The organism is Streptomyces durmitorensis, assembly GCF_023498005.1.
Classification (GTDB): domain Bacteria; phylum Actinomycetota; class Actinomycetes; order Streptomycetales; family Streptomycetaceae; genus Streptomyces; species Streptomyces durmitorensis.
In genome coordinates this window covers 2,906,009-2,921,643 of the sequence record NZ_CP097289.1, presented here as the reverse complement: position 1 = coordinate 2,921,643, position 15,635 = coordinate 2,906,009, and the positions used below count along the sequence as shown (strand labels likewise).

Genomic DNA, 15,635 nt, shown 5'->3' with positions numbered 1-15,635 from the left:
GATTTTTGCCCCAAAGGGGTGAGGTCGGTGCGGGGAGGTAGACTTAATCGTGTCTGGCCGGACGCAAGCCCGCGCATGCCCTGAACGCACCTGTGTGGGGTGCCGGGAGCGAGCGGCCAAGAGCGATCTGCTGCGCATCGTGGCGAAAGAGGGCGCTTGCGCCCCCGATCCAAGCGGTACGCTGCCCGGCCGGGGTGCGTATATCCACCCCGTTCCGGTCTGTCTCGACCTGGCGGTCCGACGCAGAGCGTTCCCGAGGGCCTTCCGGGCCCCGGGCCCGCTCGACACGGCGGACTTGCGCCGAGCCGTCGAGACAGTTGCCCAGCAGGCAACACCGTAAGGAAGGTCGCGCGGAACCCCGCGCGGCCCTGGTATTCCGCGAGTTGGAAGTAGGTCGAGATTGCGATGAGCACTCGATGAGCACGCGATGAGTACGCCCATGAAGTAGCGACGGTCCGGCGTAACCCGGACCTAAAAGGAGCGAAGTGGCTAAGGTCCGGGTATACGAACTCGCCAAGGAGTTCGGCGTAGAGAGCAAGGTCGTCATGGCCAAGCTCCAAGAACTCGGTGAATTCGTACGTTCGGCGTCCTCGACGATCGAGGCGCCCGTTGTACGCAAATTGACTGACGCATTGAACACGGGCGGTGGCAACGGCAAGCCCGCCGCCGCCAAGCCCGGGGCGCCGCGCAAGCAGGCCGCCCCCAAGCCGCCGGCCCCCTCGGGCTCGGCGTCCCCCTCTCCCGCGCAGGCCGCCCGTCCGGGTCCGGCCGCGCCCAAGCCGCCGGCGGCCAAGCCCGCCGCCGCGGCCGACAAGCCCGCGGCCTCTCCGGCCACTCCCGGCCCGCGTCCGGGCCCGAAGCCGCCGACGCCCAAGCCGGCGCCCGCAGCTCCGGCCGCCCCCGCGGCTCCGGCTGCCCCGGCCGCGCCCGCCGCTCCGGCGAGCCCGGCTCCGTCCGCCCCGGAGTTCACCGCTCCGCCGGCGGCTCCGGCTGCTCCGGCCGCCTCCTCGGCGCCGGCAGGCCCCCGTCCGGGCGCTCGCCCGGGTGCCCCCAAGCCCGCGGGCCGTCCGGCCCCCGGCCAGGGTGGTCAGGGTCAGGGCGGTCAGGGTCGTGGCGACCGCGGCGACCGTCAGGGTGGCGCTCCGCGTCCCGGCGGCCAGGGTGGCGCTCCGCGCCCCGGTGGCCGTCCGGCAGGACCGCGCCCCGGCAACAACCCCTTCACCTCTGGTGGCTCCACCGGCATGGCGCGCCCGCAGGCGCCCCGTCCGGGCGGCGCCCCGCGTCCCGGCGGCCAGGGTGGCCCCGGCGGTCCCGGCGGCGCCCCGCGCCCGCAGGGCCAGGGCGGCCAGGGTGCTCCTCGTCCGCAGGGCCAGGGCGGCGCTCGCCCCAGCCCCGGCGGCATGCCTCGCCCGCAGGGTGGTGCCCCGCGTCCCGGCGGCGCCCCCGGTGGCGGCGGTAACCGTCCGAACCCGGGCATGATGCCGCAGCGTCCCGCTGCCGGTCCGCGTCCCGGTGGTGGCCCCGGCGGTGGCCGTGGTCCCGGTGGCGGCGGCGGTCGCCCGGGTGGCGGCGGCGGTCGTCCCGGTGGCGGCGGCTTCGCAGGCCGTCCGGCCGGTCCCGGTGGCGGCGGCGGTTTCGCCGGTCGTCCCGGTGGTGGCGGCGGCGGTGGCGGTTTCGCCGGTCGTCCCGGTGGTGGCGGCGGTTTCGCCGGTCGCCCCGGTGGCGGTCGTCCCGGCGGTCCCGGTGCCCGTGGTGGCACGCAGGGTGCGTTCGGCCGTCCCGGCGGGCCCGCCCGTCGTGGTCGCAAGTCGAAGCGGCAGAGGCGCCAGGAGTACGAGTCGATGCAGGCTCCGTCGGTCGGCGGCGTCATGCTGCCGAGGGGCAACGGCCAGGCGGTCCGCCTGTCCCGTGGTGCCTCGCTGACCGACTTCGCCGAGAAGATCAACGCCAACCCGGCGTCGCTCGTCGGCGTGATGATGAACCTCGGCGAGATGGTCACTGCCACGCAGTCCGTCCCGGACGAGACGCTGAAGCTCCTCGCGGACGAGATGAACTTCGTCCTGGAGATCGTCAGCCCGGAGGAGGAGGACCGCGAGCTGCTCGAGTCCTTCGACATCGAGTTCGGCGAGGACGAGGGTGGCGAGGAAGCACTCGTCGCGCGTCCGCCGGTCGTGACCGTCATGGGTCACGTCGACCACGGTAAGACCCGACTTCTGGACGCGATCCGCAAGACGAACGTCATTGCGGGCGAGGCCGGCGGTATTACGCAGCACATCGGTGCGTACCAGGTCGGTGCCGAGGTCAACGGCGAAGACCGCAAGATCACCTTCATCGACACCCCCGGTCACGAGGCGTTCACCGCCATGCGTGCCCGTGGTGCGAAGTCCACCGACATCGCGATCCTCGTGGTCGCGGCCAACGACGGTGTGATGCCGCAGACGATCGAGGCGCTGAACCACGCCAAGGCGGCCGACGTGCCGATCGTGGTCGCGGTCAACAAGATCGACGTCGAGGGTGCCGACCCGACCAAGGTGCGCGGTCAGCTCACCGAGTTCGGTCTGGTGGCCGAGGAGTACGGCGGCGACACGATGTTCGTCGACATCTCCGCCAAGCAGGGCGAGAACATCGAGGCCCTCCTGGAGGCCGTGGTCCTGACCGCGGACGCCTCGCTCGACCTGCGCGCGAACCCGGCGCAGGACGCGCAGGGTATTGCAATCGAGTCCCACCTGGACAAGGGCCGCGGCGCCGTCGCGACCGTCCTGGTCCAGCGCGGTACCCTCCGCGTCGGTGACACGATGGTGGTCGGCGACGCGTACGGCCGAGTCCGCGCGATGCTCGACGACAAGGGCGAGAACGTGGAAGAGGCGGGTCCGTCGACTCCGGTCCTCGTCCTCGGTCTCACCAACGTCCCGGGTGCCGGCGACAACTTCCTGGTCGTCGACGAGGACCGTACGGCCCGTCAGATCGCCGAGAAGCGTGCCGCCCGTGAGCGCAACGTCCGCTTCGCCCGCAAGGGTGTTCGGTTCTCCCTGGAGAACCTGGACGAGGCCCTCAAGGCCGGTCTGGTGCAGGAACTCAACCTCATCATCAAGGGCGACGCGTCCGGTTCGGTGGAGGCTCTCGAGTCCTCGCTGCTCCAGCTCGACGTCGGCGAAGAGGTCGACATCCGCGTCCTGCACCGCGGCGTGGGTGCCGTCACCGAGTCGGACATCGACCTGGCGACCGGCTCCGACGCGATCGTGATCGGCTTCAACGTCCGTGCGGCCGGTCGTGCCGCCCAGATGGCCGAGCGCGAAGGCGTGGACGTCCGGTACTACTCGGTCATCTACCAGGCGATCGAAGAGATCGAAGCGGCCCTCAAGGGCATGCTCAAGCCGGAGTACGAAGAGGTCGAGCTCGGCACGGCGGAGATCCGCGAGGTCTTCCGCTCGTCCAAGCTGGGCAACATCGCCGGTGTTCTCGTCCGGTCGGGCGAGGTCAAGCGCAACACCAAGGCGCGCCTCATCCGCGACGGCAAGGTCATCGCGGAGAGCCTCAACATCTCCGGTCTGCGCCGCTTCAAGGACGACGTCACGGAGCTCCGCGAAGGGTTCGAGGGCGGTATCAACCTCGGCAACTTCAACGACATCAAGATCGACGACGTCATCGCGACGTACGAGATGCGCGAGAAGCCTCGCGGCTGATCCACGCAGCTCGAACCGGGGCCGGTCGAGGGGAGTAAATCCCGTCGATCGGCCCCGGCCGTTCCGTGTACGGTTCTTGTGTCCCTGCCAAGTGGTTGGCGGGGCACGAACCCGAACCGGCGGGACATCCGGACACACATGTATGTGGGGACACTGTCCTTCGATCTGCTCCTCGGCGACGTTCGCTCGCTGAAGGAGAAACGCTCCGTGGTCCGCCCGATCGTCGCCGAACTCATCCGCAAGTACGCGGTGAGCGCGGCGGAGACCGGGAACCAGGACCTCCATCGCAGGGCCGAGATCGGCCTCGCGCTGGTCTCCGGGGAGACGGGGCACCTCACCGACGTACTGGACCGGTGCGAGCGTTTGGTCGCCGCCCGTCCTGAGGTGGAGCTGCTCTCCGTTCGACGCAGGCTCCACGGCGACGAAGACTGATTGCACAGCAAGGCGAAGAAGGAGACGGAGCAGTGGCCGACAACGCGCGGGCGAAAAGGCTGGCGGACCTCATCCGAGAGGTGGTTGCCAAGAAGCTGCAGCGCGGGATCAAGGACCCGCGGCTCGGTACGCATGTGACCATCACGGACACCCGGGTCACGGGTGATCTGCGGGAGGCGACCGTCTTCTACACGGTCTACGGGGACGACGAGGACCGCGCGGCGGCCGCCGCCGGTCTGGAGAGCGCCAAGGGCGTTCTGCGTTCCGCGGTCGGCGCGGCCGCGGGTGTGAAGTTCACCCCGAGCCTCACCTTCGTGGCGGACGCGCTGCCGGACAACGCCAAGGCCATCGAGGACCTCCTCGACAGGGCCAGGCTCTCGGACGAGAAGGTGCGCGAGGTGTCCGCGGGCGCCGAGTTCGCCGGCGGTGCCGACCCGTACCGCAAGCCCGAAGACGATGACGACGAGACGGATGGCGACGCCTCGGCATGAGCAACACCAGCAACAAGACGCCGGACGGCCTTGTCATCGTCGACAAGCCGTCCGGCTTCACTTCGCATGACGTGGTCGCCAAGATGCGCGGTATCGCCAAGACCCGCCGCGTCGGCCACGCCGGCACCCTCGACCCCATGGCGACGGGCGTTCTCGTCCTCGGGGTCGAGCGGGCGACCAAGCTCCTCGGCCACCTCGCGCTGACGGAGAAGGAGTACCTCGGCACGATCCGGCTCGGCCAGAACACGCTCACGGACGACGCCGAAGGCGAGCTCACCTCGTCGGCCGACGCCTCAATGATCAAGCGGGACGCCATCGACGCGGGCATCGCCAAGCTCTCCGGCGACATCATGCAGGTGCCGTCGAAGGTCAGCGCCATCAAGATCGACGGCAAGCGGTCGTACGCGCGAGCCCGCGAGGGCGAGGACTTCGAGATCCCCGCCCGCCCGGTGAAGATCTCCGCCTTCACCGTGTACGACGTCAGGGACGCCGTCGCCGAGGACGGCACCCCCGTCCTCGACCTGGTCGTCTCCGTCGTCTGCTCGTCGGGGACGTACATCCGCGCCCTCGCCCGCGACCTCGGCGCGGACCTCGGCGTCGGCGGTCATCTGACGGCGCTGCGGCGCACCCGGGTCGGGCCGTACAAGCTGGACGCGGCGAAGACCATCGACCAGCTCCAGGAGGAGCTGACGGTGATGCCGGTGGCGGACGCGGCCACCGCCGCGTTCCCGCGCTGGGACGTGGACGAGCGGCGGGCCAAGCTGCTGCTCAACGGCGTGCGGATCGAGATGCCGGGGGAGTACGCCGGAGTCGGCGCCGTCGCGGTCTTCGATCCGGAGGGCCGCTTCCTGGTCCTGGCCGAGGAGTTGAAGGGCAAGGCCAAGAGCCTGGCCGTCTTCGCCTGAGCCGTCGTCCCCTCCTCGCCTGCCTTCCCTTCCCGTACGCGGGTCTCCGTCGTGGAGCGGCGGACAGCTGTGCGCATGCCGCGCGCCGCTCCACGGCGAACCCCCCACCTCTAGATGTATCCACCGCGCCCTGCCGATTCACCCCATCGGGCAGGCGCTCGGAGTGAACCGAGGGAGCGGAAGGGGGCGCGTTCGCGACGCGTTCTGTCCCGCTGATCACTGCCGACCTACCGTCGGAAGAACAGGGCATGGCGGGGAGGTTCGGGCATGGCGGGACAGGGTGACCCGGCGGCGCTCGACGGGGCCCTGGTGCGGATCTGCGATCTGGCCGGGCGCCCACGGGGGATGGGGTTCGCCGCCGACGACCACGGCACGGTGATCACCAGCCATGAAGCGGTCGACGGCCTCGCGCGGCTCGTGCTGCACGCGGCGGGGGAGCGCGTCTGCGTGGTGACCGCCGATTCCGTGGTGGCACTCCCCGAGGCCGATCTGGCGCTCGTCCGCACCGAAGGGCTCGGCCTGCGGCCGCTGCCCGTCACGGTCCGCGAGACCGCTCCCGTGGGCGCCTACGTACGCATCGTCGCGCGCGGCCGGCGCGAGGCGCGGGTCCTTGGCCCGGCGCCGGTGACGTACACGGCGACGGACCGCTTCCATCTGGTCGAGGCGGCCATGGAGCTGGCGATCGGCACGGACGGCGCGGACGCGCTGCGGCTCGGCGGCGGGGCGGCGGGCGGCCCGGTCGTCGACACCTCGTCCGGAGCCGTGCTCGCCGTCCTCGGGACCGCGCTGCACGGCGAGCACCGCGCGGCGGGGTTCGCCGTGCCGCTGCGGGAGGCGGCGGCCGCCGATCCGGGCGGGCCGCTCGCCGAGCTCCTCGCACGCAACGCGGCGACGGTGCCCGCGTACGGCCGCGATCTGAACCTGGCGGGCGCGCTCCACCTCGCGGCGACGTCGGTAGGCTCCGACGGGCCGCGACCCGCCCTCCTCGAACCGGTCGAACGCCCGGACACGACACGGGAGTTGGCGGACTTCACGGCTGGTCCCGCACAGGTGCTCGGCCTGGTCGGCGATCCTGGTACGGGCCGGACCACGGAACTCGCGGCGCTCGCCGCGCTGCGCGCCCGGGGCGCCGAACCGGCCCCCACGCTGTGGCTGCGCGGCGCCGACCTCCAGGGCACGGACACGGGCGTCGGCGACGCGGTGGAGCGGGCGTTCCAGCGGGCGGGGCGGATCCTGGAGGCCTCGGAGGAGTCTTTCGCGGAGGCGGACGACGGGCTCGGGGACATCTCCGCGGGGCGGGTCGCGCGGCTCGTGCGGGACGAGGGGCGGGCGCTGCTGCTTCTGCTCGACGGGCCGGAGGAGATGCCGCCGGTCCTCGCGCACCGGCTCGCGGAGTGGAGCGAAGGGACGGCCGAGTGGCTGCGGGAGACGGGCGCGCGGCTCGTGGTGGCCTGCCGGGCGGAGTACTGGGAGCAGGCCGGAGAGCACTTTCCCGCTGCGCTCTCGGCGGCGTGCGTGGCGTTGGGGGACCTGCCCGAGCGGCAGGCGCGGATTGCGCGTGCGCGGTACGGCATCCCGGACGGCGCGCTCGCGGCGGCCGATGCGGGGCATCCCCTCGCCCTGCGGCTGCTCGCCGAGGTGCGGGCGGCCCTGCCGGAGGAGCCACCGCCGGGGCGCCCGGACCGCGAGGAGATCTTCGAGGCCTATCTGGACGTGCTGTGCCTGCGGGTCGCGGTGCGGCTCGCGGCGGCGAACGGACTTCGGGGCGCGGCTGTACGGCGCCTCGCGGCGAAGGTGTCCGGGCAGGTGCATGAGGCCGCGCGGCGGTGTCTGGGGCCGGGGCAGGGGGAGCTGGACCGGGCGTCGTTCGAGGAGGTGTTCCCGTGGGGGGCGGGGTGGGCCTCCGCGGTGCTCACGGAGGGGCTTCTTGTCCCTGCCGGGGATGGCTATCGCTTCGCGCACGAGGAGCTGGCGGACTGGATCCAGGGGATGCACCTGGATGTGGACGGGGCTCTGTGGTCGCTGGTGCACCGGCATCGTGGGCCGGTGCCGGAGGCTGCTCTGCCGGTACCCCGGCATCGGATCGGCCCCGTGATCCAGGCCCTGCTGCTTCTGGACCGCCAGCGGGGCCCGGCGGAACTGGAGCCTCGGCTACGGGACTTGGCGCGGTTCGGGGAGCCTTGCACAGCCCCTGCCGAAACGTCCCCCGGCATCCAGGACTGTGCCCACCCGTCCCGCCCTGCGGGACGATTGCCCACAGCGGCGCAGACGGCACCGGACAGCGAGGCCGCTCCCGTTGAGGGCGGTACGCCGCAGGGCGGGGTTGGTGACGCTCCCGTTGTGGGCAGGCGTTCCGCACGGCGATTGGGGCCTCCCCTGCTCGCGCGAAGCCGAGAGCTTGGGGAAGGGTGGGCACAACCCTCGATGCCGGGTGCTGATACGCAAGGGGACGCGTACTGGTGGGCCACGCACCTCGTGAGTGAGACGCTCTCCCGCGTAGGCGACGCGACGCCCTACCTCGGTCTGCTGAAAGACCTTGCCCAGCAGGCCCGGCACCCCGCCGGCTTCTGGCTGGGTCTTTCCCTCGCTGAAAGCGACCGCTTCGACCTCCTGCGGGAGGCCGTGATCGCGGACCCTCCGCCCGGCACCCCGCAGGGCCGCTGCCTGGACGCCGTGGCCGAGCTCCTGGCCACCGCGCCCGCAACCGCGCAGCCACAACTGACCCGCTGGTTCACCGACGAGCGCCCCCTCGAAGCCACCCCCCACGCCACCGTCGCATCAGCCGCCCAGGCCCTCCTCCACACCCACCGCCACCGCGCCATCGACGACCTCACCGAGGTCCTGGTCGACTGCGCACACCCCCGCGCGGACGAACTGCTCGCCGCACTCGCGGAAGAGGAGCCTTCGGCCATCTGCCGAGCCGTCGACCGCTGGATCCACGACGAGCGGCCCGCACGCCATGTCGCCGCCGTCGCCTACGGCCTGCGCGCCGCCCCGCACGCCGCCACGGACGCCGACCGCAGGCTCCTGCGGTACGCGGCCCTCGCCCTCCTCGCCCGCACCGCCGACGACACCCTGCACGGCGCCGCCCTCGCCCTCCTCGTGCGCGACCCGCAGACCCGCGCACGCCATCTGCCGCCCGCCCTGAAGCGCTTCACCGCCGGCGACCCGCAGCTGCCCGCGAGCGCGCTCGTCGCCGCCCTGGACACCCACCCGGAGCAGGTCATCGCCGCCTTCCGGACCAGGCTGCACGGGCCGGGCCCCGCGCCGGGCGACGTACTGCGCGGCCTCGCCGACGTGACGGCTCCGGGGCTCGCCCGGCGGGTGGCCGATCTCGTACGCGATGTGCTTGAGCTGCGCCCCGACCTTGCGGGGCACGTGGCCGACTACCTCGACCTGCGGTTCGAGCAAGGGCCAGGCGTCCGCGCCGTTCTCTTTCCGCTGGTCACGGGCCTTCTGCGGCATCGTCCGCCGGCGGTGCGCGCCGCGCTCGCCTCGGCCGTCGCCGCGCCCGGCACCGACGCATCGCGCGCCCTGCGCACCGAGCTCCTGGAAGTGCTGCTCGCCCAGGAGCGGGAGCCCGAAGTCCTGGACGCCGTGCTCTGCGCCGTGGCGGGCGGCGGTGACAAGGACCGGGTCCGTGACCTGGTGCACCGCACCGGCGTGCTGCTCGTCCGCACCCCGGAAGGCGCGACCTGCTTCGACCGGCGCCTGGTCGAGCTGGCCCGTTCCGTACCGGGCTTCTCCACCCAGGTCTCCCGGTGGATCTGCGCGGCCCCGCAGGACTGGTCCGCCCTCGTCGGCCCCAGCTCCCGCCGCATGATCGAGAACCTCGCCGGAGCACGTGTCCCGGCGTGACCCCCGCCACCCCCTCCGATGCGATCCCGATCGCGCGGGCATGGCAGTCTTAGACCTGCGCAATCGGCAATGGGACGTACACACACGTACACAGGTTCGGCGAGGAGCAAAGACAGTGCAGCGCTGGCGTGGCTTGGAGGACATCCCCCAGGACTGGGGGCGCAGCGTCGTCACCATCGGTTCCTACGACGGCGTACACCGCGGACACCAGCTGATCATCGGCCGCGCCGTGGAGCGCGCCCGTGAGCTCGGCGTTCCCGCCGTGGTCGTCACCTTCGACCCGCACCCCTCCGAGGTCGTGCGGCCCGGCAGCCACCCGCCGCTGCTCGCCCCGCACCACCGGCGCGCCGAACTCATGGCGGAGCTCGGCGTGGACGCGCTGCTCATCCTGCCGTTCACCACGGAGTTCTCGAAGCTGTCGCCCGCCGACTTCGTCGTCAAGGTCCTGGTCGACAAGCTGCACGCGCGCGTGGTCGTCGAGGGCCCCAACTTCCGCTTCGGCCACAAGGCCGCGGGCAACGTCGCCTTCCTGACCGAGCTCGGCGCCACGTACGACTACGAGGTCGACGTCATCGACCTGTTCGTGAGCGGCGAGGCCGGCGGCGGTGAGCCCTTCTCCTCCACCCTGACCCGGCGCCTGGTCGCCGAGGGCGACGTGGAGGGCGCCTCCGAGATCCTCGGCCGCCCGCACCGCGTCGAGGGTGTCGTCGTACGCGGCGCGCAGCGCGGGCGTGAACTGGGCTTCCCCACCGCCAACGTGGAGACGCTGCCGCACACGGCCATCCCCGCCGACGGCGTCTACGCGGGGTGGCTGCACGCCCAGGGCGAGGCGATGCCCGCGGCGATCTCCGTCGGCACGAATCCGCAGTTCGACGGGACGGAGCGGACGGTCGAGGCGTACGCGATCGACCGCGTCGGGCTCGATCTGTACGGCCTTCACGTGGCCGTGGACTTCCTCGCCTTCGTGCGCGGGCAGGCGAAGTTCGACTCGATCGACTCGCTTCTCGTCGCCATCGCGGACGACGTGAAGAAGGCGCGTGACCTGATCGAGGCCGCCGAGTAGGGCGCCCTTCGCGTCCTCCTCCGCCGTACCCACCGGTCCGGTCGCGGCTACAACAGGTGTGGCAGGCCGACGTTGTTGACCAACGGGCCTTCGACGGTGACCCCTTCGGTGATCAGTGACTCGATGTGGGGCACCGGAGGGGGGTTCGCCGCTGCGGCCGGAGGAGCGGTGATCGCGGTGACGGACAGGGCGAGGGCTGCGAGCAGGGTGTAGGTCCGGACGCGGCGGTGAGGCATGCGATCTCTGCTTTCTTACGGCAGGCGGGGAGAGGCCGGGTTAGCCCACACGGGCGACGCGTGAGCCCCGGCGTCCGACGACCCGTTCGTATGATCGTCGGTGACTTCTTGGTCGTGCGGGGGTTACGCACGGCGAGCGGGCCGCGATCGGCTGCCCGCAGGTGCACGGTCCAAGGAGGCTGCAGTGAACGGCAGTTGGGTGCGGGCGACGTCCCGCTGGGTGCTGGTCGCGGCGGTGACGGCAGTGCCGTCCGTCGTCTGCTCCGGCGCGGCGCACGCCGATGAGACGCATACGAACTCGCACAACGCGCCCAGGGTCGCGCTGATCAGCACCGGCCAGATCGATGACCCGTTGGAGGACGTGCTCGAGCACGTCCTCAACTTCGGGGACGGCTACAGGTGGGACTGACGGGCCGAGTCGCCCGTGGTCGTACCGTACTTGCGCGGGTCCCGGGCGGCCGCGCAAGTACGTCACGACGCAGGGGTGTTCAGGTCACGGGGCGAGGCATGCCGCGCCCGGAACCTCGGAGGGGACGCCGGGGCTTGCCGGATCGACGAGCGAGGTGACGTCGCCGGCCGACTGCGTCACGCAGTCGACGGTCCCGATGGGGTCCGGGATGGCACTGGCGGGCACGGCGAGGACCCCCAGCAGTGCGACGGCCCCGAGGACGACGGCGGCGGAACGACGCATGGAAATCTCCTTCATGTCAGTGGAGTTGCTCACGGTCCGTGGTTGAACCGTTCCGTTGAGTGACTCCCCAGCGCTCACGCCGATAGGCCCCGTATCACCCGAACGTGGAAGAGGTAACGATCCGCCGGTCAGACCCCGGTCAGACCCCCGACGGACCTCGGTCAGACCCCGGACGGGCTGACGTTGACCGCCGCCCAGTGGCACGCCACCTGCGTCTCGCCGCCGCCCGAAAGCACCGGCAGATCCTCCGTCCGGCAGCGGTCCGCCACCCCCGCCCGCTCCGCCTCGCCCGAGGCGAGCACCTGGCAGCGCGCGTGGAAGCGGCAGCCGCCCGGGATGCGCGAGGGGTCCGGCGGCTCGCCGGTGAGGACCACGGGGTCGCCCGGTGCCTCCGGGAGTACGGACAACAGCGCCTGGGTGTAAGGATGCTGAGGCGAGGTCAGGACCTCCTCCACCGTCCCCGTCTCGACGATCCGGCCCAGGTACATCACCGCCACGCGGTCGGCGATGTTCCACGCGAGACCCAGGTCGTGCGTCACCACCAGCGCGGACAGGCCGAGTTCCTCGCGGAGCTTGAGCAGCAGAGCGAGGATCTCGCCCCGTACGGACGCGTCGAGCGAGGCCACCGGCTCGTCGGCGACGATCAGTTCGGGCTCCAGGACCAGCGCGCCCGCGATGACGACACGCTGGCGCTGGCCGCCCGACAGCTCGTGCGGATAGCGCAGGAAGAACCGCTCGGGCGGCCTCAGGCCCGCCCGTGACAGGGCGTCAGCGACCGTGGCCTGCTCGTCGCCGCCGTACCCGTGGATGCGCAGGCCCTCCGCGACGGCCTCGTACACCGTGTGACGCGGGTTCAGGGAGCCGCTGGGGTCCTGGAGGACCAGCTGGACGCGCTTGCGGTACGCCTTCAGGGCGCGGCCCGCGTAGTCGAGCGGCTTGCCGCCGAAGGTCACCCTGCCGGAGGTGGGCGCCACCAGGCCGAGCAGGGAACGCGCCAGGGTCGTCTTGCCGCAGCCCGACTCGCCGACCAGGGCCACGATCTCGCCCGGCTTGATGTCGAGGTCGACGCCGTCCACCGCCCGCGCGGGCGGCGCGCCGCGGCGGCCGGGGAACGTGATGTGCAGGTCGCCCGCCGACAACAGCGGATCAGCCGACAGCAGGGGGTCATCGGTGGTCATGCGTCGCTGCTCCTGCTCCTCGGTGCGTGATCTGTCGGGGCTCGCGGGGCTCACGGCGCCCGCTCCGCCGTCGCCGGTGCCGAAGTCGGCTGGGCCGGAAGCTGCGCGCCCGCGTGCACGCACGCCGCGCGGTGCCGGGGGCCCGCGTCCCGCAGCGCCTGGTCCTCCGTGGTGCAGGAGTCGAGGGCGACCGTGCAGCGCGGGTGGAACGTACAGCCCGTGGGGAGCAGGGACGGGTCCGGCGGGTCGCCGGGCAGGCCGCGCGGCGCGAAGCGGGAGGCCGCGTCGCCGATGCGCGGGAAGGCCGCGGAGAGGGCCTTTCCGTACGGGTGCTGGGCGTTCTCGTAGACCTCGGAGGCCGGGCCCTCCTCGACGACGCGGCCCGCGTACATCACCGCGAGCCGGTCGCAGGTGTCGGAGAGCACCGCGAGGTCATGGCTGATCATGATCAGGCCCAGATCCTGCTCGGCCACCAACTGCTCGATCAGGCGCAGGATCTGAGCCTGGATCATCACGTCCAGGGCCGTCGTCGGCTCGTCGGCGATGATCAGGCGGGGATCGCAGGCGAGCGCCATCGCGATCATCACGCGCTGCCGCTGCCCGCCCGACAACTCGTGCGGATAGGCCTCCGCGCGGGCGGCAGGCAGCCCCACCTGTTCGAGCAGCTCACCGGCCTTCTTCCTCGCCCCGGCCTGCGTCGCCTTCTTGTGCAGCAGGATCGGCTCGGCGATCTGGTCGCCGATGCGGTGCACGGCGTTGAGCGAGTGCATCGCGCCCTGGAAGACGATCGACGCGCCCGCCCAGCGCACCGCGCGGACCTTGCCCCACTTCATCGTGAGGACGTCCTCGCCGTCGAGCAGCACCTCACCGGTCACCTTCGTGCCCGCGGGCAGCAGCCGAAGGAGCGCGAGCGCGAGCGTCGACTTGCCACACCCGGACTCGCCCGCGACACCGAGCTTCTGGCCCGCGTCGACCGAGAGGTTCACGCCGCGCACGGCGGCCGCCCCGGAGGCGTACGTCACTTCGAGATTTCTTACGTCGAGCAGGCGCTGTTCCGTCGTCACCTTGGTCTCCGTCACCTTGTTCGCGCTGTTCAACGGGAGACCCCCAGCCTGGGGTTGAGCACGGACTCCACGGCGCGTCCGCACAGCGTGAACGCGAGGGCCACGACGGCGATGGCGAGTCCGGGCGGAGCCAGGTACCACCAGTCGCCCGCGCTGACCGCGCCGGCCTCGCGCGCGTCCTGGAGCAGTCCGCCCCAGGAGACGCCCGTGGGGTCGCCGAGGCCGAGGAAGGCGAGCGTCGCCTCCGTGAGGATGGCGCTGGAGATGACCAGGGTGGTCTGTGCGAGGACGAGCGGCATGACGTTCGGCAGGACGTGCCGGGTCATGATGTGGCCGTGGCCGCCGCCGAGTGCCTGCGCGCGTTCGATGTAGGGGCGCGACTCCACGGCCAGGGTCTGGGCGCGGACGAGCCGCGCCGTCGTCGGCCAGGTCGTCACGCCGATCGCCAGGATGATCGTCCAGATCGAGCCGGAAAGCACCGCGGCGAGCGCGATGGCGAGCACCAGCGTCGGCATCACCAGGAACCAGTCGGTGATGCGCATGATGACGGTGGAGTACCAGCCCTTGAAGTGCCCGGCGGTGATCCCCACGAGGGTGCCGATGGTCACCGACAGGACGGCGGCGAGCAGCCCGACAGTCAGCGACATCCGCGCACCCCACACCAGTAGGCCGAGCAGATCGCGCCCGAACTGGTCGGTGCCCAGGGGGAATTCACCGCTCGGCGACTCCATGGGTTTACCTGGAGCTTCGGTCACGCTCTGCGCGTCCGAGCCGACGAGGAGGGGCGCGAAGATCGCCATGAGCGCGATCAGGACGAGCGCGGCCAGGCCGAAGAGCCCGGCCCGGTGGGTGCGGTACTCGCGCCAGAAGCGGGCGGCCGAGTGCCGCCTGCGGGCCCAGGCGAGGGATCGCGGGCTCTTCAGCGGGGCGGTCGGTGCGGATTCGGTCGTCATCGGCCCACCCGGGGATCGAGCAGCGGATAGATCACGTCGGCCAGGGTGTTCATGAGGATCACCGCAGCGGAGAAGACGAAGAACAGACCCTGTACGAGGGGCAGATCCGGCACGCTGAGCGCGGCGTAGAACAGCCCGCCGAGCCCCGGCCAGGAGAAGACCGTCTCGACGAGGATCGCGCCCGCCACCACCGTGCCGAGGTTCACGAACATCAGCGTGACGGTGGGCAGCATCGCGTTCGGGACGGCATGACGACGGCGTACGAGATCGTCCCGCAGCCCCTTGGCGCGCGCGGTGGTCAGATAGTCGCTCCCCATCTCATCCAGCAGGGACGACCGCATCACGAGGAGCGTCTGCGCGTATCCCACCGCCACCAGGGTGACGACGGGGAGCACCATGTGGTGCGCGACGTCGAGGACGTACGCGAAGCCCGTCTCGCCACCGGATTCGAGCCCGCCGGTCGGGAAGAGCCCGGGAATCGGACCGACCCCCACCGAGAAGGTGATGATGAGCAGAAGCCCGAGCCAGAAGGACGGCACGGAGTAGAGGGTGAGCGCAAGGCCCGTGTGGACGCGGTCCCCGAGCCCGCCGTTGCGCCAGGCCGTGCGGGTGCCGAGCCAGATGCCGATGAGGGTGTAGAGCACGAACGCGGTGCCGGTGAGCAGGAGCGTGGCGGGCAGCGCGTCGGTGATCTTGTCCATCACCGGCGTGTGGAACTGGTACGACGTGCCGAAGTCGCCGGTCAGTGCGTTGCCGCAGTAGTCGAAGAACTGCGTCATGACCGGCTGGTCGAGGCCGAACTCCTTGCGCATGGCGTCCAGCTGTTCGGCCGACACGCGCTTTCCGCCCGTCATCTGCTTCACCGGGTCACCCGGGATGAGACGGAACAGGAAGAAGCTGGTGACAAGGACGGCGAACAGCGAGACGGCGGCGCCGCCCAGCTTGCCCGCCACGTACTGGAGATAGGCACGGGTGTTACGGGCCCGGGGGCCGCGGGCCGACGGCCCGGCGAATACCGGATCGTCGGTCGCCGCGGCGCCCTCGGTGTCGAGCAGTGCGGGATTGCTGTCAGCGGTCATGC

At 71.7% G+C, this 15,635-nt stretch carries 14 protein-coding genes; 8 read left to right on the top strand and 6 right to left on the bottom strand.

The genetic code is table 11. From position 1 onward, the window contains the following. The first annotated feature begins 49 nt into the window (after positions 1-49). The 7 genes from M4V62_RS12860 to M4V62_RS12830 all read left to right on the top strand — a co-directional run bounded on the left by M4V62_RS12860 (position 50) and on the right by M4V62_RS12830 (position 10,432). Positions 50-340 (top strand): YlxR family protein, encoded by a 291-nt coding sequence (locus M4V62_RS12860; RefSeq protein WP_160507520.1) that lies wholly within the window; start codon positions 50-52, stop codon positions 338-340. A gap of 145 nt (positions 341-485) precedes the next feature. After that, positions 486-3,683, top strand: coding sequence for a translation initiation factor IF-2 (gene infB, locus M4V62_RS12855; protein WP_249587397.1), 3,198 nt, complete (start codon positions 486-488; stop codon positions 3,681-3,683). A 138-nt stretch (positions 3,684-3,821) separates the two neighbouring features. Beyond that, complete coding sequence (locus tag M4V62_RS12850) at positions 3,822-4,115, top strand: DUF503 domain-containing protein (RefSeq protein ID WP_249587396.1); 294 nt, start codon at positions 3,822-3,824, stop codon at positions 4,113-4,115. Between the two features lie 32 nt (positions 4,116-4,147). Next, a complete protein-coding gene (gene rbfA / locus M4V62_RS12845) occupies positions 4,148-4,606 on the top strand; it encodes a 30S ribosome-binding factor RbfA (RefSeq protein ID WP_249587395.1) in 459 nt (152 codons plus the stop codon). Then, positions 4,603-5,511 (top strand): tRNA pseudouridine(55) synthase TruB, encoded by a 909-nt coding sequence (truB, locus tag M4V62_RS12840; RefSeq protein ID WP_249587394.1) that lies wholly within the window; start codon positions 4,603-4,605, stop codon positions 5,509-5,511. The genes rbfA and truB overlap by 4 nt, the downstream gene beginning before the upstream one ends. A gap of 267 nt (positions 5,512-5,778) precedes the next feature. Then, positions 5,779-9,369: a serine protease gene (locus M4V62_RS12835; protein ID WP_249587393.1), complete on the top strand. Its 3,591-nt coding sequence runs from the start codon at positions 5,779-5,781 to the stop codon at positions 9,367-9,369. 115 nt (positions 9,370-9,484) lie between these two features. Next, positions 9,485-10,432, top strand: a complete 948-nt coding sequence (locus tag M4V62_RS12830) for a bifunctional riboflavin kinase/FAD synthetase (protein WP_249587392.1) — start codon at positions 9,485-9,487, stop codon at positions 10,430-10,432. Positions 10,433-10,479: 47 nt separating this feature from the next. Here the strand turns inward: M4V62_RS12830 and M4V62_RS12825 are convergent, their stop codons facing one another. Continuing rightward, on the bottom strand, positions 10,480-10,668 hold the full coding sequence (locus M4V62_RS12825) for a hypothetical protein (protein WP_249587391.1): 189 nt from the start codon (positions 10,666-10,668) through the stop codon (positions 10,480-10,482). Positions 10,669-10,888: 220 nt separating this feature from the next. On the opposite strand from M4V62_RS12825, the gene M4V62_RS12820 reads away from it, so the two are divergent. Further along, positions 10,889-11,077 carry a hypothetical protein gene (locus M4V62_RS12820; protein WP_249592804.1) on the top strand — a complete coding sequence of 63 codons (189 nt, stop codon included), beginning with the start codon at positions 10,889-10,891 and terminating at the stop codon, positions 11,075-11,077. Positions 11,078-11,161: 84 nt separating this feature from the next. Here M4V62_RS12820 and M4V62_RS12815 read toward each other — a convergent pair whose 3' ends face one another. From M4V62_RS12815 to M4V62_RS12795, 5 genes are all read right to left on the bottom strand, one after another. Next, positions 11,162-11,359, bottom strand: a complete 198-nt coding sequence (locus M4V62_RS12815; RefSeq protein WP_249587390.1) for a hypothetical protein — start codon at positions 11,357-11,359, stop codon at positions 11,162-11,164. A gap of 161 nt (positions 11,360-11,520) precedes the next feature. Next, entirely contained in the window at positions 11,521-12,537 is a 1,017-nt protein-coding gene (locus M4V62_RS12810) for an ABC transporter ATP-binding protein (RefSeq protein WP_249587389.1), read from the bottom strand. A gap of 50 nt (positions 12,538-12,587) precedes the next feature. Then, positions 12,588-13,634, bottom strand: a complete 1,047-nt coding sequence (locus M4V62_RS12805; protein WP_249587388.1) for an ABC transporter ATP-binding protein — start codon at positions 13,632-13,634, stop codon at positions 12,588-12,590. Then, entirely contained in the window at positions 13,631-14,554 is a 924-nt protein-coding gene (locus M4V62_RS12800) for an ABC transporter permease (RefSeq protein ID WP_249587387.1), read from the bottom strand. Before M4V62_RS12800 ends, M4V62_RS12805 begins: the two co-directional genes overlap by 4 nt. Beyond that, complete coding sequence (locus tag M4V62_RS12795) at positions 14,551-15,633, bottom strand: ABC transporter permease (RefSeq protein WP_249587386.1); 1,083 nt, start codon at positions 15,631-15,633, stop codon at positions 14,551-14,553. Before M4V62_RS12795 ends, M4V62_RS12800 begins: the two co-directional genes overlap by 4 nt. Positions 15,634-15,635 lie beyond the last annotated feature (2 nt).

What these genes read in the sequence shown, in the direction of transcription:
- M4V62_RS12815 (WP_249587390.1), bottom strand. Translation starts at nt 11,359, where the DNA reads ATGCGTCGTTCCGCCGCCGTCGTCCTCGGGGCCGTCGCACTGCTGGGG.
- M4V62_RS12800 (WP_249587387.1), bottom strand. Translation starts at nt 14,554, where the DNA reads ATGACGACCGAATCCGCACCGACCGCCCCGCTGAAGAGCCCGCGATCC.
- M4V62_RS12850 (WP_249587396.1), top strand. Translation starts at nt 3,822, where the DNA reads ATGTATGTGGGGACACTGTCCTTCGATCTGCTCCTCGGCGACGTTCGC.
- M4V62_RS12795 (WP_249587386.1), bottom strand. Translation starts at nt 15,633, where the DNA reads ATGACCGCTGACAGCAATCCCGCACTGCTCGACACCGAGGGCGCCGCG.
- M4V62_RS12810 (WP_249587389.1), bottom strand. Translation starts at nt 12,537, where the DNA reads ATGACCACCGATGACCCCCTGCTGTCGGCTGATCCGCTGTTGTCGGCG.
- M4V62_RS12825 (WP_249587391.1), bottom strand. Translation starts at nt 10,668, where the DNA reads ATGCCTCACCGCCGCGTCCGGACCTACACCCTGCTCGCAGCCCTCGCC.
- truB (WP_249587394.1), top strand. Translation starts at nt 4,603, where the DNA reads ATGAGCAACACCAGCAACAAGACGCCGGACGGCCTTGTCATCGTCGAC.
- M4V62_RS12835 (WP_249587393.1), top strand. Translation starts at nt 5,779, where the DNA reads ATGGCGGGACAGGGTGACCCGGCGGCGCTCGACGGGGCCCTGGTGCGG.